The sequence below is a fragment of the Methylobacterium sp. 4-46 genome, assembly GCF_000019365.1.
Taxonomy (GTDB): Bacteria; Pseudomonadota; Alphaproteobacteria; order Rhizobiales; family Beijerinckiaceae; genus Methylobacterium.
Map to the genome: position 1 here is coordinate 5,007,667 of NC_010511.1, position 25,187 is coordinate 5,032,853.

The 25,187-nt window shown below is 72.8% G+C and carries 26 protein-coding genes; 11 read left to right on the plus strand and 15 right to left on the minus strand.

Annotated features, from left to right (window positions below; all coding sequences use genetic code 11):
• Window positions 1-64: 64 nt before the first annotated feature.
• The 4 genes from M446_RS21805 to ggt all read right to left on the minus strand — a co-directional run bounded on the left by M446_RS21805 (window position 65) and on the right by ggt (window position 4,017).
• Window positions 65-775, minus strand: a complete 711-nt coding sequence (locus M446_RS21805) for a Bax inhibitor-1/YccA family protein (RefSeq protein WP_012334280.1) — start codon at window positions 773-775, stop codon at window positions 65-67.
• 61 nt (window positions 776-836) lie between these two features.
• On the minus strand, window positions 837-1,613 hold the full coding sequence (locus M446_RS21810) for an anti-sigma factor family protein (RefSeq protein WP_018259755.1): 777 nt from the start codon (window positions 1,611-1,613) through the stop codon (window positions 837-839).
• Window positions 1,610-2,191, minus strand: a complete 582-nt coding sequence (locus M446_RS21815; protein WP_012334282.1) for a sigma-70 family RNA polymerase sigma factor — start codon at window positions 2,189-2,191, stop codon at window positions 1,610-1,612. Before M446_RS21815 ends, M446_RS21810 begins: the two co-directional genes overlap by 4 nt.
• Window positions 2,192-2,256: 65 nt before the next feature.
• Window positions 2,257-4,017 carry a gamma-glutamyltransferase gene (ggt, locus tag M446_RS21820; RefSeq protein WP_012334283.1) on the minus strand — a complete coding sequence of 587 codons (1,761 nt, stop codon included), beginning with the start codon at window positions 4,015-4,017 and terminating at the stop codon, window positions 2,257-2,259.
• Window positions 4,018-4,143: 126 nt separating this feature from the next.
• Here ggt and M446_RS21825 point away from each other — a divergent pair, with 126 nt between their 5' ends.
• A complete protein-coding gene (locus M446_RS21825; protein ID WP_012334284.1) occupies window positions 4,144-4,779 on the plus strand; it encodes a LysE family translocator in 636 nt (211 codons plus the stop codon).
• Here the strand turns inward: M446_RS21825 and M446_RS21830 are convergent, their stop codons facing one another.
• From M446_RS21830 to M446_RS21840, 3 genes are all read right to left on the minus strand, one after another.
• Window positions 4,780-5,277 carry a hypothetical protein gene (locus M446_RS21830; RefSeq protein WP_012334285.1) on the minus strand — a complete coding sequence of 166 codons (498 nt, stop codon included), beginning with the start codon at window positions 5,275-5,277 and terminating at the stop codon, window positions 4,780-4,782.
• A gap of 11 nt (window positions 5,278-5,288) precedes the next feature.
• The gene (rlmN, locus tag M446_RS21835; protein WP_012334286.1) at window positions 5,289-6,584 is read right to left on the minus strand and encodes a 23S rRNA (adenine(2503)-C(2))-methyltransferase RlmN; all 1,296 of its coding nucleotides are present in this window, start codon (window positions 6,582-6,584) and stop codon (window positions 5,289-5,291) included.
• A 76-nt stretch (window positions 6,585-6,660) separates the two neighbouring features.
• Window positions 6,661-7,281 carry a hypothetical protein gene (locus tag M446_RS21840; protein WP_012334287.1) on the minus strand — a complete coding sequence of 207 codons (621 nt, stop codon included), beginning with the start codon at window positions 7,279-7,281 and terminating at the stop codon, window positions 6,661-6,663.
• A gap of 184 nt (window positions 7,282-7,465) precedes the next feature.
• Here M446_RS21840 and M446_RS21845 point away from each other — a divergent pair, with 184 nt between their 5' ends.
• Complete coding sequence (locus tag M446_RS21845) at window positions 7,466-8,500, plus strand: phosphotransferase (RefSeq protein WP_012334288.1); 1,035 nt, start codon at window positions 7,466-7,468, stop codon at window positions 8,498-8,500.
• A 67-nt stretch (window positions 8,501-8,567) separates the two neighbouring features.
• Here the strand turns inward: M446_RS21845 and M446_RS21850 are convergent, their stop codons facing one another.
• Window positions 8,568-8,765, minus strand: coding sequence for a hypothetical protein (locus M446_RS21850; protein ID WP_012334289.1), 198 nt, complete (start codon window positions 8,763-8,765; stop codon window positions 8,568-8,570).
• Window positions 8,766-8,882: 117 nt separating this feature from the next.
• Window positions 8,883-9,470: a MarR family winged helix-turn-helix transcriptional regulator gene (locus M446_RS21855; RefSeq protein WP_012334290.1), complete on the minus strand. Its 588-nt coding sequence runs from the start codon at window positions 9,468-9,470 to the stop codon at window positions 8,883-8,885.
• Window positions 9,471-9,741: 271 nt separating this feature from the next.
• Here M446_RS21855 and M446_RS21860 point away from each other — a divergent pair, with 271 nt between their 5' ends.
• Window positions 9,742-10,545 (plus strand): creatininase family protein, encoded by an 804-nt coding sequence (locus M446_RS21860; protein ID WP_012334291.1) that lies wholly within the window; start codon window positions 9,742-9,744, stop codon window positions 10,543-10,545.
• A gap of 64 nt (window positions 10,546-10,609) precedes the next feature.
• The gene (locus tag M446_RS21865) at window positions 10,610-11,572 is read left to right on the plus strand and encodes a CobW family GTP-binding protein (protein ID WP_012334292.1); all 963 of its coding nucleotides are present in this window, start codon (window positions 10,610-10,612) and stop codon (window positions 11,570-11,572) included.
• A 43-nt stretch (window positions 11,573-11,615) separates the two neighbouring features.
• On the opposite strand, the gene M446_RS21870 is transcribed toward M446_RS21865, so the two are convergent.
• Together M446_RS21870 and M446_RS21875 are read right to left on the minus strand one after the other, a co-directional pair.
• Window positions 11,616-12,254 carry a helix-hairpin-helix domain-containing protein gene (locus M446_RS21870; RefSeq protein ID WP_012334293.1) on the minus strand — a complete coding sequence of 213 codons (639 nt, stop codon included), beginning with the start codon at window positions 12,252-12,254 and terminating at the stop codon, window positions 11,616-11,618.
• 86 nt (window positions 12,255-12,340) lie between these two features.
• The gene (locus tag M446_RS21875) at window positions 12,341-13,114 is read right to left on the minus strand and encodes a Crp/Fnr family transcriptional regulator (RefSeq protein ID WP_012334294.1); all 774 of its coding nucleotides are present in this window, start codon (window positions 13,112-13,114) and stop codon (window positions 12,341-12,343) included.
• 275 nt (window positions 13,115-13,389) lie between these two features.
• On the opposite strand from M446_RS21875, the gene M446_RS21880 reads away from it, so the two are divergent.
• Both M446_RS21880 and M446_RS21885 read left to right on the plus strand, forming a co-directional pair.
• The gene (locus tag M446_RS21880) at window positions 13,390-13,641 is read left to right on the plus strand and encodes a hypothetical protein (protein WP_012334295.1); all 252 of its coding nucleotides are present in this window, start codon (window positions 13,390-13,392) and stop codon (window positions 13,639-13,641) included.
• Between the two features lie 7 nt (window positions 13,642-13,648).
• The gene (locus M446_RS21885) at window positions 13,649-13,924 is read left to right on the plus strand and encodes a hypothetical protein (RefSeq protein ID WP_012334296.1); all 276 of its coding nucleotides are present in this window, start codon (window positions 13,649-13,651) and stop codon (window positions 13,922-13,924) included.
• Between the two features lie 171 nt (window positions 13,925-14,095).
• Here M446_RS21885 and M446_RS21890 read toward each other — a convergent pair whose 3' ends face one another.
• Window positions 14,096-14,800 carry a hypothetical protein gene (locus tag M446_RS21890; protein ID WP_012334297.1) on the minus strand — a complete coding sequence of 235 codons (705 nt, stop codon included), beginning with the start codon at window positions 14,798-14,800 and terminating at the stop codon, window positions 14,096-14,098.
• Window positions 14,797-15,108 (minus strand): hypothetical protein, encoded by a 312-nt coding sequence (locus M446_RS21895; protein ID WP_012334298.1) that lies wholly within the window; start codon window positions 15,106-15,108, stop codon window positions 14,797-14,799. Before M446_RS21895 ends, M446_RS21890 begins: the two co-directional genes overlap by 4 nt.
• 319 nt (window positions 15,109-15,427) lie before the next feature.
• Here M446_RS21895 and M446_RS21900 point away from each other — a divergent pair, with 319 nt between their 5' ends.
• Window positions 15,428-18,253, plus strand: coding sequence for a phosphoenolpyruvate carboxylase (locus tag M446_RS21900; protein ID WP_012334299.1), 2,826 nt, complete (start codon window positions 15,428-15,430; stop codon window positions 18,251-18,253).
• Window positions 18,254-18,407: 154 nt separating this feature from the next.
• Complete coding sequence (locus M446_RS21905) at window positions 18,408-19,337, plus strand: glutaminase (RefSeq protein WP_012334300.1); 930 nt, start codon at window positions 18,408-18,410, stop codon at window positions 19,335-19,337.
• 46 nt (window positions 19,338-19,383) lie between these two features.
• On the opposite strand, the gene M446_RS21910 is transcribed toward M446_RS21905, so the two are convergent.
• Window positions 19,384-19,578, minus strand: coding sequence for a DUF2735 domain-containing protein (locus tag M446_RS21910; RefSeq protein ID WP_012334301.1), 195 nt, complete (start codon window positions 19,576-19,578; stop codon window positions 19,384-19,386).
• 455 nt (window positions 19,579-20,033) lie between these two features.
• Here M446_RS21910 and M446_RS21915 point away from each other — a divergent pair, with 455 nt between their 5' ends.
• On the plus strand, window positions 20,034-21,071 hold the full coding sequence (locus tag M446_RS21915; protein ID WP_012334302.1) for a glutamine synthetase beta-grasp domain-containing protein: 1,038 nt from the start codon (window positions 20,034-20,036) through the stop codon (window positions 21,069-21,071).
• Between the two features lie 337 nt (window positions 21,072-21,408).
• Here the strand turns inward: M446_RS21915 and M446_RS21920 are convergent, their stop codons facing one another.
• Entirely contained in the window at window positions 21,409-22,290 is an 882-nt protein-coding gene (locus M446_RS21920; protein WP_012334303.1) for a YihY/virulence factor BrkB family protein, read from the minus strand.
• A 140-nt stretch (window positions 22,291-22,430) separates the two neighbouring features.
• Between M446_RS21920 and M446_RS21925 the strand changes: the two genes are divergently transcribed.
• On the plus strand, window positions 22,431-23,321 hold the full coding sequence (locus M446_RS21925; RefSeq protein WP_012334304.1) for a DMT family transporter: 891 nt from the start codon (window positions 22,431-22,433) through the stop codon (window positions 23,319-23,321).
• 169 nt (window positions 23,322-23,490) lie between these two features.
• Entirely contained in the window at window positions 23,491-25,173 is a 1,683-nt protein-coding gene (locus M446_RS21930) for an acyl-CoA dehydrogenase family protein (RefSeq protein WP_012334305.1), read from the plus strand.
• The last annotated feature ends 14 nt before the right edge of the window (window positions 25,174-25,187 follow it).

Sequence of the window (25,187 nt, forward strand, 5' to 3'; positions counted from 1 at the left end):
CCCCCCGTCCGAGGGACGGGGGGCTCCCCAGCACCGTCGAGGAGAGGAAGGGAAGGGGGGACCCCTACTCCCGCTCGCCGGTGAAGTTCAGAAGCAGCTGGAACAGGTTGATGAAGTTCAGGTAGAGCGACAGCGCCCCGAACACCGCGAGCTTGCCGCTGGTCTCCTGGTCCCAGTGCTCCGCGTACTGCTCCTTGATCGACTGGGTGTCGTAGGCCGTCAGGCCGACGAAGATCACGACGCCGATCAGCGAGATGGCGAAGTGCAGCGCGCTCGACGCCAGGAAGATGTTGACGAGGCTCGCGATGACGACGCCGATCAGGCCCATCATCAGGAAGGAGCCCATCCGCGAGAGGTCGCGCTTCGTGGTGTAGCCGTACAGGCTCGTCGCGCCGAACATCGCCGCCGTGATGAAGAAGGTGCGCGCGATGCTCGTCCCGGTGAAGACCAGGAAGACCGAGGCCAGCGACAGCCCCATCACCGCGCAGAAGCTCCAGAACAGGGTCTGGGCGGTGGCGGCCGAGATCTGCTCGATGCGGAACGACAGGAACAGGATGAAGGCGAGCGGCGCCAGCATCACCACGTATTTCAGCGGCGTGCCGAACAGGGGCTGGGCGATGGACGGCGTCGCCGACACCGCGAAGGCGACGAGGCCGGTCAGGGCGAGGCCGAGCCCCATCCGGTTGTAGACCCGCAGCATGTGCTGCCGCAGGCCCTCGTCGAAGAGGGCGGCGGAGGGCGCCGCCGTGCTCTGCCAAGCGTAAGGCGTGTTCATCGGTCGGTGATCCTCGTGGAGACGCCGCCGGTCGGCGGGGGAGACCGGCGGAAGGGGGGTGTCAGGGCCGCGGCGCGCCGAGCGTCTCGGCGGCGCGGCCGAGCGCCGGCTCGTCGCCGCCGCTCAGCGCGTAGGCGGTGTGGCCGGCCTTCCAATAGACCGTCACCGCGTCGCTGCCGCGCGTCACCTCGGGGGCGAGCGCCGCCTCGTCCGCGGTCTGGGTCGCGAAGAGCGCCACGGGACCGAGCGAAGCCGCGTCGATCGCCACCTCCACGCCCGCGCCGGAGCGGGTCGGGACGATCTGCAGGTCGCGCACCCGCCAGTCGCGCGGCAGGTCCGGCAGGCGGATCCCGGTGGCGGCCTCGACGCCGGCCCGGTCGTAGGCCGGGCTCGGCCGCAGGGAGGCGACGCGGGCGCGCAGCTGCGAGGCCTGCCGGGCCTGGATCGCGTCCTCCACGAAGGGCGGCGAGTGGGTCGAGGCGATGGTGCCCGGCACCCCGAACCCGCCCGTCTCGGCATGCATCAGCCACCCGGCGCCGACCAGGAAGGCGACGACCGCGGCGCGCTGGAAGCGCTGGCCGATCCGCCGCCAGGTCAGCGCCCGGTCGAGGCGGCGGGCCGCCACGGCGATGCGCTCGGGCATCGGACCGGGATGCAGGCGGGGATGGGACGGCGCGAAGGCGGCGCAGAGCGCGTCGCGGGTGCGCAGGTCCGCCATCACCCGGGCGGCGATCTCCGGATGGGCCGCGAGGTGGCCCTCGACCTCGATCCGCCGCGGGAGATCGAGCTGGCCGTCGATATAGGCGTTCAGGTCGCTCTCGGTGATCGGGTCCATCATCGGTCGTACTCCACGGACGGGCGGCCGCCCTGAACCACGCGCAGGCGCGGGCTGACCTCCGGCGGCGGGGGCGCGGCGGGGGGCGCCAGCCGGTTCTCCCCGCTCTCGAAACTGCGCAGGGCCGCGCGGCCGCGCCCGAGCCGCGACATCAGCGTACCGATCGGGATGCCGAGCACGTCGGCGGCCTCCTGGTAGGCCATGCCCTCGATCGTCACCAGGTGGAGCGCCGCCCGCTGCTCCTCGGGCAGCCGCGCGAAGGCCTCGCGGATCTGGGCGAGGCGCACGTGGCTGTCCTGACCGGCGGGCACCGCCGCGTCGGCGATGTGCTCGAGGGTCTCGGCGTAGCGCGCCTCCACTTGGCGGCGGCGCTGCCCGTCGATGAAGGCGTTGTGCAGCACCGTCATCAGCCAGGTGCGCAGGTTGGTCCCGCTCTTGAGCGAGCTCTGATGTTCCAGGGCGCGCACGAGGGCGTCGTGCACGAGATCGTCCGCCTGGGCCGGGTCGCGGGTGAGCGCGCGGGCGTAGCGCCGCAGCGGCACGATCAGGTCGACGACGTCGAGGCGCTTGCGTGAGGTCATGGTCCGGATCTGAGGGGGCCTACATGAGATGAACGCGCCGGGGCCGGCCCGTAATCCCGGTCTCCTCAGTGACCCTCCGCGAGCGTGCCGCGCTGGCGCGGATCCGCCGCCCCGGCCCAGCCGCCGGGCACTGCCATCACCGAACTCGCCGAGCCGGAGGTCGAGCCGACCACGACCCGGTGGCCCTTCGCCCGCAAAAGCGCCAGCGTGTCGGGAGACAGCCCGGTCTCGACCAGAAGCGCGTCCGGCCGCCACTGGTGATGCACGCGCGGCGCCGCGACCGCCTCGGCGAGGTTGAGCCCGAAATCCACCACGCCGGTGACCACCTGCAGCACCGTGGAGATGATGCGGCTGCCGCCGGGGCTGCCGGTCACCAGGAGGAGCCGGCCGTCGCGCAGGACGAAGGCCGGCGTCATGCTGGAGAGCGGCCGCGCGCCGGGCGCGACCGCGTTGGCCTCTCCGCCGACGAGGCCGTAGGCGTTCTGCGCCCCGGGCTTGGCGGAGAAATCGTCCATCTCGTTGTTGAGGAGCACCCCCGTCCCTGCCGCGACGAGGCCGAGCCCGTAGGAGAAGTTGAGCGTAAAGGTGTTCGCGACCGCGTTGCCCTCGGAATCGACTACGGAGAAGTGGGTGGTCTGGTCGGGCTCCTCGGGCAGGGGATTGCCGGCCCGCACCTCCCCGGCCGGCCGGGCCCGGTCCGGGTCGATCAGCGCCCGCAGCCGCGCCGCGTAGGATTTGGCGGTCAGGCCGGCCACCGGCACGCGGACGCGGTCGGGATCGCCCAGATAGGCGGCGCGGTCCGCGTAGGCCTGCTTCATCGCCTCGGCGAGGAGGTGGATCGCCTCGGCGCTGCCCGCCCCCTTCGCGGCGAGGTCGTAGCCTTCGAGGATGTTGAGGATCTCCACGAGGTGCACGCCGCCGGAGCTCGGGGGCGGCATCGCCACCACCTCGTGGCCCCGATAGGCGCCGCGCACCGGGGCGCGCAGGGCCACCCGGTAGGAGGCGAGATCCTCCGGCGTCATCGCGCCGCCCGCCCCCCGCACGGCGGCCACGATCCTCTCCGCGACCTCGCCGCGGTAGAAGGCGTCCGGGCCTCCCTCGGCGATCCGGCGCAGGGTCGCGGCGAGGTCCGGCTGGACCAGCCGCTCGCCCCAGCCGTAGGGCCGATCCCCGCGGAAGAACACCGCCCGGCTCGACTCGTATCGCCCGAGGATGCCGGCCGCCCGCGGCAGCGAGGCGGCGAGATCGTCCTCGACCGTGATTCCCTCGCGGGCGAGCGCCTCGGCCGGGGCGATCAGCTCGGCGAGGGTGAAGCGCCCGGAGCCGTAGCGGGCCAGCGCCTCGGCGAGGCCGCGCACCGTGCCCGGCACGCCCACCGCCTTGCCGGAGGCGGTCGACAGGGCGGGGTCCGGCTCGCCGTCCGGACCCAGGAAGAGGTCCCGTGTCGCGGCGGCCGGCGCCGTCTCCCGGTAATCGATCGCGACGGTCTCGCTTCTCTTGGCGAGGTGCACCAGCATGAAGCCGCCGCCGCCGAGATTCCCCGCCCGGGGCAGGGTCACGGCCAGGGCGAAGCCCACCGCCACGGCCGCGTCGACCGCGTTGCCGCCCGCCCGCAGGATCGCGACGCCGACCCGCGTCGCCCGCGCCTCCTGCGAGGCCACCATGCCGTGCGGGGCGAAGGCCGGGAGCAGCCGCGCCTCGTCCGACTGGATGGCGCCCGCCCCCGGCATGCCGGGCGGCGCGCCCTGCGCCGATGCGGGCGCCGCGAGCGCCAGGCAGGCAAAGACCGCGAGGGCGGGGATCGCGAGGGTGCGGCGGTTCGGCATGCTGGTCTCCCGTCCGGAAGGTAGCCCGGCGCGCGGCCGCCTCAAGCGCCCTCGCCCGCGCCGCCGCCCTTGCCTGCGCGTCGCTCCCGGTTCAATCGGGCGAGGCCTGCCGCCCGGAGCGAGCCGATGACCTTCCTGCCCGACGCGCCGACCTTCGCCGCCTACCTGCTCGCCTGCCTCGTCCTCTTCGTGACGCCGGGGCCGGACATGAGCCTGATGCTCGCCCGCACGATCGGGGCCGGGCGGCGGGCCGGCCTCGCCACGGTGCTGGGCACCAGCACCGGCACGCTCGGGCACACCCTGGCGGCGGCTCTCGGCCTCTCGGCCCTGCTCGCGGCCTCGGCGACGGCCTTCCTGGTGCTCAAGCTCGTGGGCGCCCTCTACCTAGCCTGGTTCGCCCTCGATGCCCTGCGCCGCGGCTCGGCCCTGACGGTGCGGGCCGAGCGGGTCGGGGGCGGCTTCCGGCGCGCCTTCTGGACCGGGGTCGGGGTGAACCTCACGAACCCGAAGGTCGTCCTGTTCTTCATCACCTTCCTGCCGCAATTCGTGCGCGCCGACGCGGTCAACCTGGCCGGCCAGCTCGCCTTCCTGGGCGCCGCCTTCGTGGCCGTCACGCTGCCGCTCGGGATCCTCCTCGTCCTCGGGGCGGAACGGATCACCGGCGCGCTCCAGGCCCGGCCGCGGATGCTGCGCGCCATCGACTGGCTCTTCGCCGGGCTGTTCGGGGCCTTCGCGGCGCGGATCCTGGCGACGGCGCGCTGATCAGCGCCGCGGCGCGGCCGCGCCGCCTGCCCGGCGGCCGGCGAGGAGCCAGTAGACGAGCCCGGCGCCCGCCCCGGCCAGGAACAGCAGGGCGGTGACGCGCCCCTCGGCGAGGCCCGCCGGACCGCCCGCGCCGCCGCGCACGCCCCGCATCAGCCAGGGCAGGAGGGCGGTGAGGAAGCCGGTCGCGCCCGCGTACCAAGTCAGCGCGCGCCAGCCCAGCACCTCGCCCATCACGGCGTTGAGGATGGGCGGCACCGCCACCAGGAGCAGGACGGCCCGGCCCGCATCCAGCACCGCCTCGACCATGCCGGGATCCGGCGGGTAGCCGGCGGCGAGTTCGGCCAGCACCGATTCGATCGCGGCGAGGCCGAGCTGCCCCACGACGTCGCGCAGAACCGGATCGACCAGCGCGCCGAGGCCGAGGAGCAAAGCCCCGACCGGCAGCGCCAGCAGCAGCGCGAAGCCCACGGCGACGAGGCGGCCGATCAGCTGCATCGGTCGGCCGCTCAGTCGTCGTCCACGGCCCCGTAGACGCCCTCCGCCCCGATGCCGTCCTCCAGCATCAGCCGGGCGCGGGCGCGCAGCTTCTCGGTCTCGCTCTTGAGCTGGCCGCAGGCCGCCAGGATGTCCCGGCCCCGCGGCGTGCGCACCGGGGAGGCGTAGCCGGCGTTGAAGACGATCTCGGAGAAGCGCTCGATCCGCTCCCAGTCCGAGCACTCGTACCTGGAGCCGGGCCAGGGATTGAACGGGATCAGGTTGATCTTGGCCGGGATGCCCTTGAGCAGCCGCACCAATTCGCGCGCCTCGGAATCCGAATCGTTCACGCCCTTCAGCATCACGTACTCGAAGGTGATGCGGCGGGCATTCGACACGCCCGGATAGTTCCGGCAGGCCTCGAGCAGGGTCCGGATCGGGTACTTGCGGTTGAGCGGGACCAGCTCGTCGCGCAGGTCGTCGCGCACCGCGTGGAGCGAGATCGCCAGCATCGCGTTCGCGTCGATGCCGAGCCGCTCGAATTGCGGAACCACGCCCGAGGTCGAGACCGTGATGCGGCGGCGCGACAGGCCGAGGCCCTCGTTGTCGCTCATCACCCCGACCGCGTCGACCACGTTGTCGACGTTGTAGAGCGGCTCGCCCATGCCCATGAACACGATGTTCGACACGAAGCGCGAGCCGTCCACCGGCACGAAGGTGCCCTTGGGCGGCACCTGGCCGGGCCAGTCGCCGAGCCGGTCGCGGGCGACGACGAGCTGGGCGGTGATCTCCTGGGCCGAGAGATTGCGCACGAGGCGCTGCGTGCCGGTGTGACAGAAAGAGCAGGTGAGCGTGCAGCCGACCTGGCTCGACACGCAGAGCGTGCCGCGGTCGTTGGCCGGGATGTAGACGCACTCGATCTCGGCGCCGCGATTGTGGTCGTGGCGGCCGGTCGGCGGCATGCGCAGCAGCCACTTGCGGGTGCCGTCGCGGGAGACCTGCTCGCTCACCACCTCGGGCCGGTCGAGGGTGTAGGCCTCCTCCAGCTGCGCCTTCAGCCCCTTGCCGACATTGGTCATGGCCTCGAAGGAGGCCGCCCCGCGCACGTTGATCCAGTGCCAGAGCTGGCCGGTGCGCATGCGCTGCTCGCGCTCGGGCACGCCGATGGCGGCGAGGCGCTCGCGCAGGGCGCCGCGGGTGAGGCCGACCAGGGAGGGCCGGCCGGTCGCGACCATCGCCTCGGGGCGCACCTCGGGCGTCTTCTCGATGAAGGGATCGGAACCGGCGCGGCGCTCGGGCCGCGCGGTGTCGAGGGACGCCGTCGCCATCAGGAACCTTCGGGAGTATGGTGACCCCCGATATAGGCGGTTGCGGGCCGAAACGCGAATACGCGCCGGGCAGGCCCTACTTGCACTCCTCGCGGGTGCGCTTGATGGCGTCGCCGAAGCCTTCGAGGTTGTACTCGTCGGTCGAGGCGTTGCCGCGCTGCGACACCGCCTTCACGACGACCTTCTTGCCGCGCCCCATCTCGGTGACGACGCGGCCCTCCTCGGCCGGGTTCTGCAGCCAGGCATTGGTGCCCTTCACCACGAGCGCGTAGCGGGCCGAGCCGATCGCCAGCGACGGGTCGTTGGCGGCCGAGGGGGCTGGGACGGCGGCGTTCGCCGCCGCGGTGTCGGCCCCGGCTCCGGTCTGGTTGCTGCCGGGCTTCGGGGCGAAGCCCATCATGATGGCGACCTCATTGGCCACCCGCTCGCCCCTGCGCACGGTCACGAACAGGAAGGCGTCGTCGCGCTTGAGGCTCTTGGGCAGCCGCGCCTGCGGCTTGCTGATCGCGTAGCAGATGCGGCCCTTGCCCTCGCCCGCGGCGAAGACGTTCCAGGCCCCGAAGCTGCCGACCGGGCTCGCCTGCAGGCTCGCGGGCGCGGCGGATTCGGGCTTCTCGGCCTTGGGCCTCGGCTTCGCCAGCGCGGGCGCCGCGGACAGGAGGGAGAGGGCGAGGACGGGGAGGAGGGCACGACTCATGCGGCTATCCTAGAGCATGGCCGGGCGGGGCGAAACCGGCGCTGGAAAACCGACGCGGAATCAACGGGATCATGCACAGCCTGGGCGGCCGGCCCGGCCGGGCGGGCGAAATGCTGCGCTGCAGGAATGACCGCGCCCGGCGCTTGCGGCATGGTCGCGGCCCGTTCCCCGCGATGGACCCCGCATGACAGACCTGCCCGAGACCATCCCGGTGCGCGAGGCGCACCGCTTCCCGACCGAGGCGCTGGAGGCCTTCCTCGCCGCGCAGGGGCTCGGCCGGCTCACCGACCTGCGCCAGATGCGCGGCGGGCAGTCGAACCCGACCTTCCTGGTAATCGCCGAGGCGGGCGAGTACGTCCTGCGCAAGCAGCCGCCCGGCAAGCTCCTGCCCTCCGCCCACGCCGTCGACCGCGAGTTCCGGGTGCTGAACGCGCTCTCCGCCACCGACGTGCCGGTCCCCCGCGCGGTCGCCTTCTGCGCGAACCCGGCGGTGATCGGCACGCCCTTCTACCTGATGGAGCGGCTGCGGGGCCGGGTGTTCTGGGACCCGGCCCTGCCGGACCTGCCGCGCGAGGCGCGCGCGCCGATCTACTTCGCGATGAACGAGGCCCTGGCGCGCCTGCACCGGGTCGATCCGGGGGCGGTCGGGCTGTCGAATTTCGGCAAGGCCGGAAACTACTTCCGGCGGCAGATCGAGCGCTGGTCGGGGCAATGGGCGGCCTCGAAGACGCGCGAGAACCCGGCGATCGACCGGCTGGCGGAATGGCTGCCCGCCCACGTGCCGGCGGACGACGAGACCCGCATCTGCCACGGTGATTTCCGCCTCGACAACATGATCTTCCACCCGGACGAGCCGCGGGTGATCGGCATCATCGACTGGGAACTCGCCACCCTCGGCCACCCGCTGGCCGACCTCGCCTACAATTGCATCGCTTACAACACGGCGCCGACCGCCTATCGCGGCCTGCTCGGCCGGGACCTGGACGCGCTCGGCCTGCCGAGCCAGGCGGAGTACGTGCGCCGCTACTGCGAGCGCACCGGCCGCCGGGACGGCATCACGCCCTTCCACCTCGCCTTCGCGCTCTTCCGCCTCGCGGTGATCCTCGAAGGGGTCCTGGCCCGGGCCAAGGCCGGCAACGCGTCGAGCGCGGATGCGAGCGAGAAGGGGGCGCTCGGCATGGCGCTGGCCGAGCGGGGCTGGGAACTGGCGCGGGGCTGACACCCCGCGTGGCGGGGCTGACACCCCGCGTGGCGGGGCTGGGGCCCCGCCGGCGGCGGAACCGCCCTCACGCCGCCGCGCTGGCGCCGCTTCTCAGCCGCCGCCGCAGGCGGTTGACCCCGTAGATCGTCGCGAGCCGCAGCCGGGCCGAGCGCACCGGCGCGTCCCCGCGCTCCGCCTGCACCTGCGCGATCACCCGCAGGGCCTCGGCGACGGAACGTTCGAGGTCGGTCTCGCCCGGGCTGGGCTGGTGGCGATCCTGCATCGGACTCAACTCCCCGTTTTGTTGTTGGGGGCGATCCGACCAGGAGAATCCGGCGACGGGAGGGCCGAAGCGTGGCTCGCCGGCAACGGTCCAGGGAGGAAATTACGGCGAGGCGGCTCAATCGGCGTCGTGCGCCCCGTCCTCCGCCTCCAGCCCGCCGGCATCCAGGTCCTCCTCGGGCTCCGGCTCGTGGGCGTCGAGCCCCGAGGCCTCGGCGAGGTTGCGCGCGGCCCGGCGCAGGAGCTTGCGCAGGCGGCGCTTCTCCTTGTTGTCGAAGCCGTCGAGCATCTCGGCCTCGACCTCCTCCCAGATCCGGTCGATCGCGGCCGCCTTGGCGAGCCCGGCCTCGGTCAGGCGCACCCGCACGATGCGCCCGTCCGCCGCCTCCGCGCGGCGCTCGACGAAGCCGAGGGCGGCGAGGCGGGTCACCGTCTTGGAGGCGGTCGGGGGCCGCACCCGCAGCGTCGCGGCGAGGTCGCCCATCGTCATCGCGCCGGCGGCCGCGAGCACCTGCACGACCTGCTCCTGGCCGGCGAAGAGGTCGAGGGCCGCGAGCCGGTCGCCGATCCGGCCGCGCTGCATCCGGGCGGCGTGGACGAGCGCCCAGCCGACGCTCTTCGCCCCGGGCGGGCGAAGGGCCTTGGACGCCTTGCGCCGCGGAGCCTCGTCGGCCTGGACCGGCGCCGCCTGCTCGGCCGTGGACATCGCGGGAGCTCCTTCTGCCGGGGAGGGCGGCTCGGCAGGGCGCCGCGCCCGCACCCTAGCACGGCCATCTGCCGCCCGGCCGTGACGCTCGCATGACAGCCGCGGCCGATGCACAGCCGGCTGCGCGGCCGCGGTTGCGGGGGCCCGCACTCCTTCGCATCATTGCGGTGCCTCATCCGCCGCGGGAGCTCCGGCCCCGCGGCGGACGATGCGGCAGCGAGGCCCCGCACGGCCCCGCCTCGTGCGCCCTCTTCGGGCCTGGAGACCCGCGATGCCGGCCCGATCCTGGCAGGACCTGACCACCGCCGAGATCCGCGACCGCGCCATGGACCGCGCCATCGCGGTCCTGCCCGTGGCGGCGGTGGAGCAGCACGGCCCGCACCTGCCGCTCGGCACCGACGCCGTCATCCAGGAGGGCTACCTCGCCCGGGTCGCGCCCCAGGTGCCGGAGGACCTCGACGTCCTGCTCCTGCCCGTCCAGGCCATCGGCAAGTCGGACGAGCACCTGAGCTTTCCCGGCACCCTCACCCTGGCCGGCCCGACCGCGCTCGCCGCCTGGGTCGAGATCGGGGAGGCGGTGCACCGGGCGGGCTGCCGCAAGCTCGTCATCGTCACGTCGCACGGGGGCAACAGCGCGCTCATCGACCTCGTGGCGCTGGAACTGCGCCGTCGCTGCGGCCTCCTCGCGGTCACCACCGCCTGGAGCCGCTTCGGCTACCCGCCCGGGCTCTTCCCCGAGGAGGAGATCCGCCACGGCATCCACGGCGGCGCGGTCGAGACCGCCCTGATGCTCGCGTTGCGGCCGGACCTCGTGCGGCGCGATCGCGTGCGGGATTTCGTGCCGCGCAGCCGCGCGATGGAGCGGGACTACGCCCAGCTTCGGGCCGGCCGGCCCGCCGCCTTCGCCTGGCTCGCCGAGGACCTGAACCCCGAGGGCGCAATCGGCGACGCCCGCCTCGCCACCGCGGCGGCCGGGGAGGCGGCCCTGGCGCACGGGGCGCGGGCCTTCGTCGCGCTGCTCGGCGACGTCGATCGCTTCAGCTTGGCGGGAACGCCCTCCCGGCCGCCGGGGTGATACACTATATCAGGGCGTCCCTCCGCCGCCCCGCGCCGGCGGTCCAGCCCTTCAGGTTTGCCGCATGTCGGACAAGATCCCCGTCACCGTGCTCACCGGCTACCTCGGTGCCGGCAAGACCACGCTCCTCAACCGCATCCTCACCGAGCCGCACGGCAAGCGCTACGCCGTGATCGTCAACGAGTTCGGCGAGATCGGGATCGACAACGACCTCGTGGTCGGCGCCGACGAGGAAGTGTTCGAGATGAACAACGGCTGCATCTGCTGCACCGTGCGCGGCGACCTGATCCGCATCATGGACGGCCTGATGAAGCGGCGCGGCAAGTTCGACGCGATCATCGTGGAGACGACCGGCCTCGCCGATCCGGCCCCGGTCGCCCAGACCTTCTTCGTCGACCAGGATGTCGGCGAGGCGGCGCGCCTCGACGCGGTGGTCACCGTGGCGGATGCCAAGTGGCTGAGCGAGCGCCTGAAGGACGCGCCCGAGGCTCGCAACCAGATCGCCTTCGCGGACGTGATCCTGCTCAACAAGGCCGACCTCGTCGGCGAGGACGAGCTCGCCGCGGTGGAGCGCCGGATCCGGGCGATCAACCCCTCGGCCCGGATCCACCGCACCGTGAAGTGCGACGTGCCCCTCGACGCCGTGCTCGACCGGCGCGCCTTCGACCTCGACCGGATCATCGCGGTGGAGCCCGAATTCCTGGAGGAGGGCCACCATCACCACCACGCCGAGGACATTCAGTCGGTGTCGGCGTGGCTGCCGGGCCCGGTCGACCCGAACAAGTTCATGCCGTGGATCTCCGACCTCACCCAGGTGCAGGGACCCGACATCCTGCGCTGCAAGGGCATCGTCAGTTTCCCGGACGAGCCGCGCCGCTTCGTGTTCCAGGGCGTGCACATGATCCTGGACGGCGACCTTCAGGACGAGTGGCCGGCGGGGGATCCCCGCGAGTCGCGGGTCGTCTTCATCGGCCGCAACCTCGACCCCGACCAGATCCGCCGGGGCTTCGAGGCGACGCGGGCCTGAGGCGGGGCCTGGCCCGCCCGGCGCTCCCGGCCGGGCGGGACGGTCAGCGCACCGCGACCTGGTCCTTGATGCGCTCGAACACCGCGCGGCTGACGACGCGCTTGGCGAGGAGGTCGCCGGGCGACGCGTAGGGGCGCCCGGCGATGATCGCCTTGCCGATGCGCCCGCCGCCGCGCAGCCCGTTGAGTTCGGCCAGGGTCGCGGTGTTGAGGTCGATGCCGCCGGGCGCGGGGGAGGGTTCGGCCGCCGCGGCCGGGGGAGGATCCTCCGCCGAGGCGACCCTGGTGGGCTCCGCGAAGACGGGGGGAGGTGCCGCCGCCGCCGGCTCGGCCGGCGCCTCGATCGCCGGGGGCGGCGCGGGCGGTCCCCCGAACGGCGGCGCGAGCGGGCGGGACTCGGCGCCGAGCAGCGCGGCCGCCGGCGCGGCCGGGGCCGGCGCGGCCGGCGCCTGCGGGGCCGGCCCGGGATAGACCGACCTGACGGGCGCGGCCTCCTCGCCCCCCTGCGGGGCCGCGGCGGCCGTCATCTTGGCCGCGGCCGGGATCGGCGCGGCCGGGATCGCCGCAGCCAGGGCCGCCCGGTCGGGCGCCGCGCGGCCGAAGAAGGATTGCCAGAGCCCCGCGAGTCCCGCGGCCAGGACCACGATCACGAAGGCGCGTGTGATGGCTGAACCCGTCAGCATGGCGAGAGTATTCCGGGCATGACCGGATCAGAAACTGTCGATGACCGTGTCATTTTAGTGACGCGGCCCGCCTTCTTCCCCGATTTTCAGGAACGGGTGGCGTCCGGGAGGGTCGACGGCTCGTCCGGGCCGTCGAGGTGCCGGCCCTCGCGGGAGAGGTGGAGGTAGTTCCTGTTGAACAGGACTACCCGTTCGAGGGCGTCGAGCCTGTGGATCGTCAGCTCGCGCCCGCCGAGCGTGATGAAGCCGGTATTGCGCAGCTCCTGCAGCGTCCGGTTCACGTGGACGACCGAGAGTCCGATCGTGTCGGCAATCTCGCCCTGCGTGAGCGGAAGGTCGCAGCTCGCGCCGCGGGTGAGGCCAACCGCCCGCATGCGGACGTAGAGCTCGCAGAGCAGGTGACCGAGGCGCTCGAAGGCCGTGCGCTGACCGATGTTGACGGTCCATTCCCGCTGGATCGCCGCCGCGGTCAGCGCGTCCCAGCAGAAGGCCCTCATCAGCCGCGGATAAGCCGTGAGAAGTTGTCCCGCCGCATCGAACGTGATCTTCGCCAGAGTGACCGCGGTAATCGCCCCGATCGAATGGTCCATCTCCCGCAGCACCGGCGCGCCGAAATCGCAGATGTCGCCCGGCAGGAGATAGGACAGGATCTGCCGTCGGCCGTCCTCCAAGGTCTTGTAGCGGCATGCCCAACCGTCGAGCACGAGGTTGATGAATTGCGGCGCATCGCCCTCGTGGATGACGTCGTCCCGGGCCCGGACGCGCCGAGTTCGCTGGCGCGCGAGCGTATCGAGCACGCCACGCTCCTCTGGCAACAGGCGCGCGAAGTGCTCGAGCTTGCGGATCAGATACTGGGCCAACGCGACACCAACCCTCCGATGCAGCGCGAGTGTGTCTGCAAGTGACGCCTGACTGATCTAACATATGTTAAGCGGCGCGTCCTGCACCGGATGTAATCATCGGTTTTCCGCTCAATACACTTTTGCCGAGGAAAGCGCCGGCACGCCGCCGCCGCACTGTTGCGGACCGATCACAACCGGTCGGAACCGAAAGCTCGGCCGCAGCCCGGGGATTGTGATCCGCGGCGGGACTGGCAGTTTTGGGGTCAGAGACGGCGTACAGTCCAGAGACCGCGATGATGTCACAAATCTCGCCCATGTCGCGGCTCCACCCGGCCGCGACCGTGCCGGCCGCGCGCGGGGGCAGCCTCTGTCCCTCCGGTGGCGAGCACCTGGCGAACATCCTCTCCGCCGGGCTGCAGGCCGCCTTCGAAGGCGCTCTCCTAGAGCGCCTTCCGACCGACCTCGCGTCGAGCCTCCACGAACTCGTCGCGCGGCTCGACGGCGGGCCCGCGCCGCAGGCCCGAGATCCCAACCCGCGTCCTTAAGAGTCCCATGACCGAACTCGCTTCCGAACCCACACGCATCCTCACCTTTCCCCAGGCCGTGTCCTCCGCGCCCGCGGACGAGAACACCGCCTCGATGATCGACGTGCTGCAGGACCAGCTGCGGCTCGCACGCGAGGGCAAGCTGCGCTCGGTGGCGGTGGTCTCCGTGTCCTCGGACGGCGCCTCGATCGGCACGCAATGGTCCTGCACGCACGGGGACATTTCGAGCCTGATCGGGAAGCTGACCGTGCTCGCCCACGACATGATGGCGGCGCGCAAGTAGGCCGAGGGCTCGCGGCCCGGAGAGCCGGCCCCCCGCGGCCGCCTCGCCGCGTCCCGCGGAGTCAGCTCAGCCGCTGTCCGGCCGATCACGTCCGGACGGTGTACGCCAAGCCCGCGCGGCGCGTGAGCGAAGCCGCCATCCGCATGGCGACGCGATCCGTCGGATGTCGCATCACTCGATCGCACCCTGGGGCAGCGTGAAGCCGTTCGGAAGCCGGCCGGCAGGCTCGTCCGCCTTGCGGGCAGGCTTGGCGCGACCGGTCGGCGCGGACGCCGCCGACGGGCCGCCCGGCCGAGCGTCCCCCGCATCCTTGGCGGCGCCGGGCGAGGCGCCCTTGGACGAAGCGCCCTTGGACGAAGCGCCTTTGGACGAAGCGCCTTTGGGCGCCTCGACCTTCGGCGCCGCCACCTTCGGTGCCTCTCCGCAGGCCCGGAACGGCAGGGCGGCGACCACGCCCGCCCCGTCATCCTGAAGGATCCGCAGGGTCTTCGGCAGCCCGTCGAGGCCCGCGCCCCAGCGGATCGCCGCGCCCGGACCGCTCTGCGCTTCGAGGCTCGCCGGCGCGCCGCCGCGACGAAGGTTGTCGAGGTCGGGGCCGTAGGCCGTCGCGGCCTTGCCGCGGATCACCACCTCCAGCACCTGCAGAAGGTCCGGGGTCAGCGGCCGCAGCGGGTTCTCGCGCGTGAGGGTTCCGCGCCGGGTCACCCACAGGCTCACGCCCTTGCCGCCGGCATAGGACGCGGCCTCGTTCCCGCAGGACACGGGCGCGGCATCCTCGGCGCGCGCTCGGGTCGATCCGGCCACCGGCAGCGCCGCCCCGGCGGCCAGCAGCGCCGCTGCGGCGAGCGGGACCGCCGAGCCCGCGACGCGCCTCATCGGTCCCCCCCGTTCGCGTGACGGTGCTCGTCGGGATCGTGATCGATCACCTGCGGAGGGCTCCTGTGCGGGGCCGGCCGCGGGGCGGGGCCGGGGAGGCGCCCGGCCGGCGCCTCGGGCTCCGCGTCGCTGCGGTCGACGAGGCCGTGCGGCCGCGGTCCGAGCGCGTCGTAGAGTTCGTCGCCGCGCTCCTCCAGCAGGTGCTCGCGCGGCAGGCGCAGGGGCGGCCGGCGATCTCCGGCCACCAGCACCAGAAGGAGGATGATCACCGCGAAGGTCACCGCCGCGGCGGCCAGCAAGAACACCATATCGACCGAAGCCCGAGGCCGCTCCCTGGTCCGTCCGCGATCCCGCTCGCCCGGCGCCGGCCCGGATCAGCCCTCACGCCTTCGGATCTAGCCCGAGAGCCGCCCGGTGACCAGGGGCGCCGGATGACCCGTTCCGCGGGCTGGCGCGACGCCCCCGTCCTATGATCCTCTGACGGCGCGCGCGACCGAGTCGCCCGGGCGCGCCCGGCGCCCCGCGCGGCCCGGCACGCCCGGCCTCCCGCGCGGAAGCGGCGCGGAACGGACCTTGCGTCGCCCGGCCCCGCACCCGCATCCGGCCCTGCCGCGACGAGAGATGCCCATGTACCGGCCCGAGGAAACCCCCGACTCGCCCGCCGCTCCCGAGAGCCTGGAGGCGGACCTGCTCCAGCTGGTGGAGCAGGCCCGGCAGCAGGCGAGCGAGGACCCATTCCGCAACCCCGTCCTCACCGTGGCCCTCGCGATCAGCCGCCGCATGGACCGGGGCGAGGTGAGCGAGGCGGACCTCGAACCGCTCTTCCGCTCCCTGCGCGGGCAGGCCCTGGAGGAGCGGGCGCAGCGCCTGCGCGCCTATCTGGGCCTCGACCAGGAGGGCGGCGACGACCTCGCCCGCGCGGTGCCGCTGATCCTCGGCGAGGAGAGCGACTTCGAGGTGGCCCGGGCCCGGATCGAGCGACCGCGCTTCGCGGCGGTCTTCACCGCGCACCCGACCTTCGGCATGCCCAAGGCGGTGGCCCGCCTGCTCGCCGAGGCCGCCTCGACGCCGGCCCCGGAAGGCCGGCGGGCCCTGCTCGGCGAGGCGGCGGGGCTGTCCTCCCGCCCCGACCCGGTCATCACCCTCAACGACGAGTTCGACCAGGCCCGCTTCTCGGTGCAGCACGGGCGCGCCGCCCTCGACGGGCTGAACGAGGCCCTGCTGCGGGCCGCCCGCGAGCGCTGGCCCGAGCACTGGCACGACCTGGTGCCGCAGCCGGTCGTGATCGCCTCCTGGGTCGGCTGCGACACGGACGGGCGCACCGATATCGGCTGGTGGGACACGCTGCGCTACCGGCTGGAATCGAAGCGCACGCAATTCGAGCGGGTTCTGGCGCAGCTCCCGGAGGATCCGGCCGCCGTCCCGGTGCGGCGGCTCGCGGAGGCGGCCCGCGACGCGGTGTCGCGCCAGCTCGCCGTCGCCCCCAAGCTCGGCGACGATCCGAGCCTGGAGGTGGTGCACCGCTTCGCCCTCGCGCTGATCATCGAGCGCGAGCGCGCCCAGACCGAGGCGGGCCCGCTGCTCTCCGCCCTCGGCGCGGCGATCGCGGCGACGCGCGACGAGGAGGCGCGGCTCAGGCTCTGCGTCCTGCGCGCCGGCTGCGCCGCGCACGGGCTGCAGAACGGGCTGCCGCATTTCCGGCTCAACGCCACCCAGGTCCACAACGCGGTGCGCCGCTCCCTCGACCGGGAGGGCGACCCGACCGACCCGGCCCAGCGCCGCTCGCACCTCGCCTCGATCAACGCGCTCCTCGACCACGTCGAGGCGGTGCCGGTGGATTTCGGCGCGCTCGCCGCCGAGCGCTCCTCCGCCTCCCGCCTGATGATGACGATCGCCCAGATCCTCAAGCACGTGGACGGCACCCATCCGGTGCGCTTCCTGATCGCCGAGACCGAGACCGGCTACACGCTCCTCGCCGCGCTCTGGCTCGCCGAGCATTTCGGCATCGGCGACAAGGTCGAGATCACGCCGCTCTTCGAGACCGCCTCGGCCCTGGAGCAGGGCGTGCACGTCGTCGAGGACGCGCTGCGCTCCGCCCATTGGCGGCGCTACCTGCGCCGGATCGGCCGCCTCGTGCTGCAATTCGGCTACTCGGATTCCGGCCGCTACGTCGGCCAGCTCGCCGCCACCTTCTGGATCGAGCGGTTGCGCCTGCGCATCACCGAGATGATGGTCGCGAACGGCCTCGCCGACATCGAGCTCGTGATCTTCGACACGCACGGCGAGTCGATCGGCCGCGGCGCCCATCCGGCGAGCCTGCGCGACCGCCTCGCCTACCTCGCCCCGAGCCAGGCGCGCCTGCGCAACCGCGAGGCGGGGCTGAAGGTGCGGCTCGAATCGAGCTTCCAGGGCACGGACGGCTACCTGCTGTTCGGCTCCGCGCCGCTCGCGCGCGCCACCGTGCTGCGCATCGTCGAGCACGTCTTCGAGGCGGGCGATCCCCCGCCCGATCCGATCTACGCCGAGCCCGACTTCGCCACCGAGTTCTTCACCGGCGCCCGGCAGGACATGGAGACGCTGGTCGACGATCCCGGCTACGCGGCCCTGCTCGGCACCTTCGGGCCGAACCTGATCGACCGCACCGGGTCGCGGCCGGTGGCGCGCCAGTCCGACGCGGGCGGCCCGGTCGCGATCACCCATCCACGGCAGATCCGGGCGATCCCCAACAACGCCATCCTGCAGCAGCTCGGCTTCCTGGCGAATTCGATGCACGGGGTCGGCCACGCCGCCGCCCGGGCCCCGGACCTGTTCGGCGAGATGCGGGCGGAGTCCGAGCGCTTCCGGCGCGCCTTCAGCCTCGTCCAGCACGCCGCCCGGGTCAGCGACCTCGACGTGCTGCGCGCCTACATCGAGACGCTCGATCCCGGCATGTGGCTGGAACGGGCGCGGCGGGCGACGCGCGACGGGCGGCGGGAGGAGATCATCGCCATCGCGGGTGCCCTCGACCGGCTGAACCTCGCCCCGCGCCTGCGCCGGCTGTTCGGGCGCCTGACCCACGACCACCTGATGCTGCACTCGGTGGCGCGCGACCTCGCCGCGATGAGCCTGCGGCTGACCCTGCTGCACGCGCTCCGGCTCGCGCTGATCCATCGGATCTGGTTCCTGGCCGTGCACATCCCGGGCTTCCGGCCGCAGGCCGGCGTCACCCGCGAGAGCCTGATCGAGCGCATCCTGCGGCTCGACGTGCCGGGCTGCCTGAAGGCGCTGGACGAGATCTTCCCGGTGACGCCGGACCCGACGCTCGGCCTGAATTTCGGCGAGCCGGCCGGGCCGCGCGGGGTCGGCACCTACGAGACGGAGCACCGGACCCTGTTCGAGCCGATCGGCCGCCTCTTCGCGCAGGTGCGCGAGATCAGCGGCATGATCCAGCACGAGGTCGGGGCCTTCGGCTGAGCGTCCTGCGCCGAGAGGGGCACCGGTCCGGCGGCGCCGAGGAGGCGATGCCGGTCGAAGCGGGACCGCGTCGCGCAACTCCGCTTCGCGCGGGCGGCGATGCCGCACCCGGCCGCCCCGCCACCGCCCGAACCGCCCACCGCGAGGCCCGCCCGTGACCGACCTGACCCGCGTCGTGACCGAGATCGCCGAGGAGATGCGCGCCCGCCCCGACCGCGGCGAGGTCGCCACCTACATCCCGGAACTCGCCCGCATGGACCCGCGGGCCTTCGGGATGGTGGTGATCGATGCCGACGGCGAGGTCGCCGCCGCCGGGGATTGCGACGTGCCGTTCTCGATCCAGAGCATCTCCAAGGTCTTCACCCTCACCCTGGCGCTCGGGATGGTGGGGGACCGGCTCTGGCGCCGCGTCGGCCGCGAGCCGTCGGGGAGCCCCTTCAACTCGATCGTCCAGCTCGAGTACGAGCGCGGCATCCCCCGCAACCCCTTCATCAATGCGGGGGCGATCGCGGTCACCGACGTGATCCTGTCGCGCCACCAGCCCCGCGAGGCGCTGGGCGAGATCCTGCGCTTCCTGCAATTCCTGGCGGGCGACGCCGCGATCGCCATCGACGAGTCGGTGGCGGCCTCCGAGCAGCGCACGGGCTACCGCAACATGGCGCTGGCGAATTTCATGAAGGCGCACGGGGTGCTCGACAACCCGGTGCCCTACCTGCTCGGCGTCTACTTCCACCACTGCGCCATCGCCATGACCTGCCGCCAGCTCGCCGAGGCCGGCCGCTTCCTGGCGCATTCCGGGCGTCACCCCGCGACCGGCCACCTCGTGGTGCAGCCCGAGCGGGCGCGGCGCATCAACGCCGTCATGCTCACCTGCGGGCACTACGACGGCTCGGGGGAATTCGCCTACCGGGTCGGCCTGCCCGGCAAGAGCGGGGTCGGCGGCGGCATCCTGGCGATCGCGCCCGGCCGGGCCTCGATCGCCGTGTGGTCGCCGGGGCTCGACGCGGCGGGCAACTCGCATCTCGGCCGCATCGCGCTCGAGATGCTGACGAAGCGGCTCGGCTGGTCGATCTTCGGCCAGTGACGCCGCGGGGGCCCGCCCACTCCCCCGGCGTCGCTGTCCGGCACCGTCACGGCTTGCGGCTGCGGTCGGCGTCCTGGATCGCCGCCTCGTGGTACCAGCCGGCGCCGAAGGCCGCGTCCGCGTAGCGCGTCGCGCGCTCGCCCGCCTCGGCCTGCGGCCGGCGCGCCGCCGGGGCGGCGCGGTTCCGCAGGGGGAATTGATAGATCTTCGCCGTCTCCCGCTGGGGGCCCGCCTTCATCATCAGCCGGTCTCCTGTCGTCCCGCCTGGCGGTACGCGCCAGTCACCGGGTCAATATAGCCTCCACTGCCCGCTGCTTGCACGGTCTGCTGCCAAAAAAATCAGTAAATGCACGCAATTTGCGCAGAAATGGTCTTGCCGATCACGATTGCATTGTTGCAGCGCGCTCCCTCCGCGCCGAGCGCCCCGCTGCCCTCGATCGCGGCAGGGGCGCGCGGCTGCCCATCCGGTGGGCAGTCCCGGCGCGGTCGCCGCCGCCCGCGGCGCGGGCGCGATCCGGGCGCCCCTCGCTCCCTCCGGGCCGGGACGGCGCCTCGCCTTCGGCCGGGCTGCGACCGCGACCGCGCCGCGGGAACCCCACTTGGCACAGCCTGTGCTTTAGGGTCTGCGCCTTGGGAGGCAAGGTAACTGGCAGCAGCGCCTCAAGCTCCGCATGGTTCCCTGACGAGAGGCTGGAAATGACGAAGTACAAACTGGAATATATTTGGCTTGACGGCTATACGCCGGTTCCGAATCTCCGGGGCAAGACGCAGATTAAGGAATTCGACAGCTTCCCGACCCTGGAGCAGCTGCCGCTGTGGGGCTTCGACGGGAGCTCGACGAAGCAGGCGGAGGGCCACAGCTCGGATTGCGTGCTGAAGCCCGTCGCCCTCTATCCCGACCCGGCCCGCACGAACGGCGCCCTGGTCATGTGCGAGGTCATGATGCCGGACGGCGTCACCCCGCACCCGACGAACAAGCGCGCCACCATCCTGGACGACGAGGGCGCGTGGTTCGGCTTCGAGCAGGAGTACTTCCTGTACAAGGACGGTCGCCCGCTCGGCTTCCCGGCCTCCGGCTACCCGGCCCCGCAGGGCCCCTACTACACGGGCGTCGGCTACAAGAACGTCGGCGACGTGGCCCGCCAGATCGTCGAGGAGCACCTCGACCTCTGCCTCGCGGCCGGCATCAACCACGAGGGCATCAACGCCGAGGTGGCGAAGGGCCAGTGGGAGTTCCAGATCTTCGGCAAGGGCTCCAAGAAGGCCGCCGACGAGATCTGGATGGCGCGCTACCTGCTGCTGCGCCTCTGCGAGAAGTACGGCGTGGACATCGAGTGGCACTGCAAGCCGCTCGGCGACACCGACTGGAACGGGTCGGGCATGCATTGCAACTTCTCGACCAAGTACATGCGCGAAGTGGGCGGCAAGGCCTATTTCGAGGCGCTGATGGCCGCCTTCGCGAAGAACCTCGACGACCACATCGCCGTCTACGGCCCGGACAACCACCTGCGTCTGACGGGCAAGCACGAGACGGCGCCCTGGAACAAGTTCTCCTACGGCGTGGCCGACCGCGGCGCCTCGATCCGCGTGCCCCACAGCTTCGTGAAGAACGACTACAAGGGCTACCTCGAGGATCGCCGCCCGAACTCCCAGGGCGACCCCTACCAGATCGCCTCGCAGGTTCTGAAGACGATCTCGGAGGTCCCGACCGGCGCCGTCTCGGCCGCGGCCTGACCCTCCCGAACTGACCGACGCGCGCGGCGGGGATGGCAGCATCCCCGCCGCGTCGCGTTCGGGCCGCACCCGGCGGACGGGGGCGGCCGCTCGCCCGACGCAAAGCGCCCGCCGCAGCGGGGGCTGGGGCGGGCGAAAGGTAGGTCTCCGTCTCGAGAGATCCGCGTGCAGCACAGCACGGCGCCCGCCGCGGCGCATCATCCATTTGGGGGAATGGGCCCGGGCCGGGACCTCATCCGACATCCGACGGATCGCGGCGCGAGGCGGATGTCGGCTTCGCTCAAGCGCCGCGCGGGCTTGGCATCCGCTGTCCGGACGTGATCGTCCGGTTAGCGGATCACATCAGCTTGATCGTGTCCTGGCGGCTCTGCGCCTTGGCCTGCAGGCGGCGACGGCGGGCGGCGATCAGGGTGCCGTTCACCTCGCCCCCGAACAGGAACATGGCGGCGAGCCAGTAGACGAAGATCAGGAACACCATGGCGGTGGCCAGCCCGCCATAGGTCGAGACGTAGGCGCTGGAGAAGCGGTCGAGGTAGGTGCCGAAGCCGAGGCCGGCGATCACCCACATGCCGAGCGTCACCGCCACGCCCGGCAGCACCATGTGCCAGGGCCGGCGCCCGGCCGCGATGAACTTGTGGGCGATGACCAGGACGAGGGCGATCAGCAGCGCGGTGAGCGCCACCCGCACCACCGCGATGGTGAGCCCGAGGGGTTCGATTCCGGGCGCGACCATGACCAGCGCGCGCCAGACCAGCGGCCCCAGCACCACCAGGAAGGTGAAGGCCAGCATCGCGAAGGCGCCGCAGATCACGTAGCCGATCGATTCCAGGCGGGTCAGCCACCAGGGCCGGCTCTCGCGCAGCCCGTAGGCGCGGTTGAGCCCGACCCGCAGGCTCTCGACCCCGCTCGACGAGAAGTAGAGGGCGAGCAGCGCGCCGATGGTCAGGATGCCGCCGCGCTGCTCGGTCAGCACCCGGTGCACCTCCGCGGCGACCGGCCCGGCCACCTCGCTCGGCCAGACCTCGAACAGCAGGTTGCTGGCCTCGTCCGCCAGCGACTTGGTGCCGAACACGCTGGCGAGCGCCGTGAGCAGGATCAGGAACGGGAACAGGGAGGTGAGGAGCGAGAGCGCGATGTGGCTCGCGATGGCCCAGCCGTCATGCGCGACGAAGCGCTGGGCCGCGATGGCGGCGATCTCGAGGGCGGTGCGCAGGCGCATGGCGAAGGGGTCTCTACACCGGGCCGGGACGGGGCGGGAGCGCCATTTCGTGCCCCTGCCGCCATGCGCCGGGGGCGTGGCGGGCGGGACGCGGCGGCGGTTGCGTCCGCGCCGCCGCCGTGCTGCCTGCGCGCAGAATGATGACGCTCGCGCCAGATTCGGCGGCGCTCGCTGCGCGCCTCGCCCCGGCCCTGTTCGTGGTGATCTGGGCGACGGGCTTCGTCGTCGCCCGGCTCGTCGCGCCGCACGCCGAGCCGCTGACCTTCCTGAGCCTGCGCTTCCTCGGCACGGTGGCGGTGCTGGGCGGCGTGGCCCTGCTCGCCGGGGCGCGCTGGCCGCGCGGCTGGCGCGGCTGGCGCGACGCCCTCGTGGCCGGGATCCTGCTGCAGGGCCTCTACCTCGACGGCGTGTTCTGGTCGGTCAGCCGGGGCCTGCCGGCCGGTCTCGCCGCCCTCGTCACCAGCCTGCAGCCGCTCCTGACGGCGGTCATCGCGGGGCCGCTCCTCGGCGAGCGGGTCTCGGCCCGCCGCTGGCTCGGCATCGCGGTCGGTTTCCTCGGGGCGGGGCTCGTGCTGGCCCCGAAGCTCGGCGCGGGGGCCGACGCGATCCCGCCCGCCGCGCTCGCGGTCTGCCTCGGGTCGACGCTGGCGATCACCTTCGGCACCCTGTGGCAGAAGCGCACCTCGGCGGCGGTCGACCTGCGCACCAACGCGGCGGTGCAGTTCCTGGGCGCGGCGCTGATGACGCTGCCCCTGGCGCTCCTCCTGGAGGAGGGGCGCTTCGACGCCTCGCTGCCGGCCCTGGCCGGGCTCGCCTGGGCTGTGCTGGGGCTGTCGGTCGGCGGGATCCTGATCCTGCTCTGGCTGATCCGGCGCGGGGCGGTGGCGGGCGTCGCGGCCCTGTTCTACCTCGTGCCGCCGGTCTCGGCCGCCATGGCCTTCGGGCTGTTCGGCGAGAGCCTCGCCCCCGTCCAGATCCTCGGCATGGTCGTCGCGGTCGTGGGCGTCGCGGTCGCCAGCCGGGGCGCCTGATCCCCGGGGGCGCCCCTTCGGGGGCATTCGCCCCCCTGGAGGGGCTTCGCCCCCCTGGAGGGGCTTCGCCCCCCGAAAGGTCGACGGGACGCAAGGGGACGCAGCCCTCTACAAGCCGGCGCGAACGCCGCTATCATGCGGTGCACAAGAACAGCCGGAGATACGAGCCATGTCCGCGCAGGCTGCGCCCCTGACCGTCGAGGCCGACCTGGCCACCCTGGCCCGCGAGGCGGCGACCGCCGCCAAGGCGCTCGCCGCCGATGCCGGGCGCCGAGTGCGGGCGCGCGTCGCCACCGCCGAAGGCCGGCTCTCGGCCGAGAAGCTCGAAGCCGAGCAGCACGCCGCCCACGGCCTCGCCTGGCTGGCGACCTACGCCGAGGCGGTGAGCCAGCTCGCCTCCTACGCGGAGCGGCTCCAGGCAGCCGGGCGCTTCGGCGAGACCGAGAGCCTGCTCGTGCGCATCGGCATCGGCGAGTATCTCGACCAGATATTCGGCGGCATCCCGATGAGCCAGGGCGAGATGGTGCGCCCGACCACCTCCCTCGGGCTGAGCGCCCAGGAAGTGGCGCGCCACCGCAGCGGCGCCGTCGAGACGCTGATCGCGGAGGGCAACACCGCCGCGCACCGCGCCGCCCTGGTCCGGCTGATCCGCGACGGGCAGGGCGCCGCCACGATCGGCGATTCGGGCCTCGACGAGGACATGGAGGCGATCCGCACCGAGATGCGCCGCTTCGGCCAGGCCGAGGTCGTGCCCCACGCGCACGAATGGCACCAGCAGAACGCCTACATCCCCCTCGAGATCATCGGCCAGATGGCCGAGCTCGGCGTCTTCGGCCTCACCATCCCGGAGGAGTACGGCGGGATGGGGCTGCCCAAGATCTCGATGTGCGTGGTCTCGGAGGAATTGTCGCGGGCCTATATCGGCGTCGGCTCGCTCGGCACGCGCTCCGAGATCGCCGCCGAGCTGATCCTCTGCGGCGGCACCGAGGCGCAGAAGCAGCGCTTCCTGCCGAAGATCGCCTCGGGCGAGATCCTGCCCACCGCCGTCTTCACCGAGCCGAATACCGGTTCCGACCTCGCCAACCTGCGCACCAAGGCGGTGAGGGAGGGCGACACCTGGAAGGTCTACGGCAACAAGACCTGGATCACGCATCCGGTCCGGGCCGACCTGATGACGATCCTGGTGCGCACCAAACCCGAGGAGCCGGGCCATCGCGGCCTGTCGCTGCTCCTCGGCGAGAAGCCCCGCGGCAGCGACGCGGAGCCCTTCCCGGTCGCGGGCCTGTCCGGCGGCGAGATCGAGGTGCTCGGCTACCGGGGCATGAAGGAGTACGAACTCGCCTTCGACGGGTTCGAGGTGCCGGCCGCCAACCTCCTCGGCGAGGTCGAGGGCAAGGGCTTCGCCCAGCTGATGCAGACCTTCGAATCGGCCCGCATCCAGACGGCGGCCCGCGCGGTCGGCGTGGCCCAGTCGGCCCTCGACATCGGCCTGCGCTACGCGGAGGAGCGGGTGCAGTTCGGCAAGCCGCTGGTGGCCTTCCCGCGGGTGGCCGACAAGCTCGCCATGATGGCGGTCGAGATCGCGATCGCCCGCCAGCTCACCTACTTCGCCGCCCACGAGAAGGACGAGGGCAAGCGCTGCGACCTGGAGGCCGGCATGGCGAAGCTGCTCGCCGCCCGCGTCGCCTGGGCGGCGGCCGACAACGCGCTGCAGATCCATGGCGGCAACGGCTTCGCGCTGGAGTACCAGATCAGCCGCGTGCTCTGCGACGCGCGCATCCTCTCGATCTTCGAGGGCGCGGCGGAGATCCAGGCGCAGGTCATCGCCCGCCGCCTGCTCGAGGTGCAGTAGGGCCGGGCGCGCCC

What these genes read in the sequence shown, in the direction of transcription:
- M446_RS21805 (WP_012334280.1), bottom strand. Translation starts at nt 775, where the DNA reads ATGAACACGCCTTACGCTTGGCAGAGCACGGCGGCGCCCTCCGCCGCC.
- M446_RS21810 (WP_018259755.1), bottom strand. Translation starts at nt 1,613, where the DNA reads ATGATGGACCCGATCACCGAGAGCGACCTGAACGCCTATATCGACGGC.
- M446_RS21815 (WP_012334282.1), bottom strand. Translation starts at nt 2,191, where the DNA reads ATGACCTCACGCAAGCGCCTCGACGTCGTCGACCTGATCGTGCCGCTG.
- ggt (WP_012334283.1), bottom strand. Translation starts at nt 4,017, where the DNA reads ATGCCGAACCGCCGCACCCTCGCGATCCCCGCCCTCGCGGTCTTTGCC.
- M446_RS21825 (WP_012334284.1), top strand. Translation starts at nt 4,144, where the DNA reads ATGACCTTCCTGCCCGACGCGCCGACCTTCGCCGCCTACCTGCTCGCC.
- M446_RS21830 (WP_012334285.1), bottom strand. Translation starts at nt 5,277, where the DNA reads ATGCAGCTGATCGGCCGCCTCGTCGCCGTGGGCTTCGCGCTGCTGCTG.
- rlmN (WP_012334286.1), bottom strand. Translation starts at nt 6,584, where the DNA reads ATGGCGACGGCGTCCCTCGACACCGCGCGGCCCGAGCGCCGCGCCGGT.
- M446_RS21840 (WP_012334287.1), bottom strand. Translation starts at nt 7,281, where the DNA reads ATGAGTCGTGCCCTCCTCCCCGTCCTCGCCCTCTCCCTCCTGTCCGCG.
- M446_RS21845 (WP_012334288.1), top strand. Translation starts at nt 7,466, where the DNA reads ATGACAGACCTGCCCGAGACCATCCCGGTGCGCGAGGCGCACCGCTTC.
- M446_RS21850 (WP_012334289.1), bottom strand. Translation starts at nt 8,765, where the DNA reads ATGCAGGATCGCCACCAGCCCAGCCCGGGCGAGACCGACCTCGAACGT.
- M446_RS21855 (WP_012334290.1), bottom strand. Translation starts at nt 9,470, where the DNA reads ATGTCCACGGCCGAGCAGGCGGCGCCGGTCCAGGCCGACGAGGCTCCG.
- M446_RS21860 (WP_012334291.1), top strand. Translation starts at nt 9,742, where the DNA reads ATGCCGGCCCGATCCTGGCAGGACCTGACCACCGCCGAGATCCGCGAC.
- M446_RS21865 (WP_012334292.1), top strand. Translation starts at nt 10,610, where the DNA reads ATGTCGGACAAGATCCCCGTCACCGTGCTCACCGGCTACCTCGGTGCC.
- M446_RS21870 (WP_012334293.1), bottom strand. Translation starts at nt 12,254, where the DNA reads ATGCTGACGGGTTCAGCCATCACACGCGCCTTCGTGATCGTGGTCCTG.
- M446_RS21880 (WP_012334295.1), top strand. Translation starts at nt 13,390, where the DNA reads ATGATGTCACAAATCTCGCCCATGTCGCGGCTCCACCCGGCCGCGACC.
- M446_RS21885 (WP_012334296.1), top strand. Translation starts at nt 13,649, where the DNA reads ATGACCGAACTCGCTTCCGAACCCACACGCATCCTCACCTTTCCCCAG.
- M446_RS21890 (WP_012334297.1), bottom strand. Translation starts at nt 14,800, where the DNA reads ATGAGGCGCGTCGCGGGCTCGGCGGTCCCGCTCGCCGCAGCGGCGCTG.
- M446_RS21895 (WP_012334298.1), bottom strand. Translation starts at nt 15,108, where the DNA reads ATGGTGTTCTTGCTGGCCGCCGCGGCGGTGACCTTCGCGGTGATCATC.
- M446_RS21900 (WP_012334299.1), top strand. Translation starts at nt 15,428, where the DNA reads ATGTACCGGCCCGAGGAAACCCCCGACTCGCCCGCCGCTCCCGAGAGC.
- M446_RS21910 (WP_012334301.1), bottom strand. Translation starts at nt 19,578, where the DNA reads ATGATGAAGGCGGGCCCCCAGCGGGAGACGGCGAAGATCTATCAATTC.
- M446_RS21915 (WP_012334302.1), top strand. Translation starts at nt 20,034, where the DNA reads ATGACGAAGTACAAACTGGAATATATTTGGCTTGACGGCTATACGCCG.
- M446_RS21920 (WP_012334303.1), bottom strand. Translation starts at nt 22,290, where the DNA reads ATGCGCCTGCGCACCGCCCTCGAGATCGCCGCCATCGCGGCCCAGCGC.
- M446_RS21925 (WP_012334304.1), top strand. Translation starts at nt 22,431, where the DNA reads ATGACGCTCGCGCCAGATTCGGCGGCGCTCGCTGCGCGCCTCGCCCCG.
- M446_RS21930 (WP_012334305.1), top strand. Translation starts at nt 23,491, where the DNA reads ATGTCCGCGCAGGCTGCGCCCCTGACCGTCGAGGCCGACCTGGCCACC.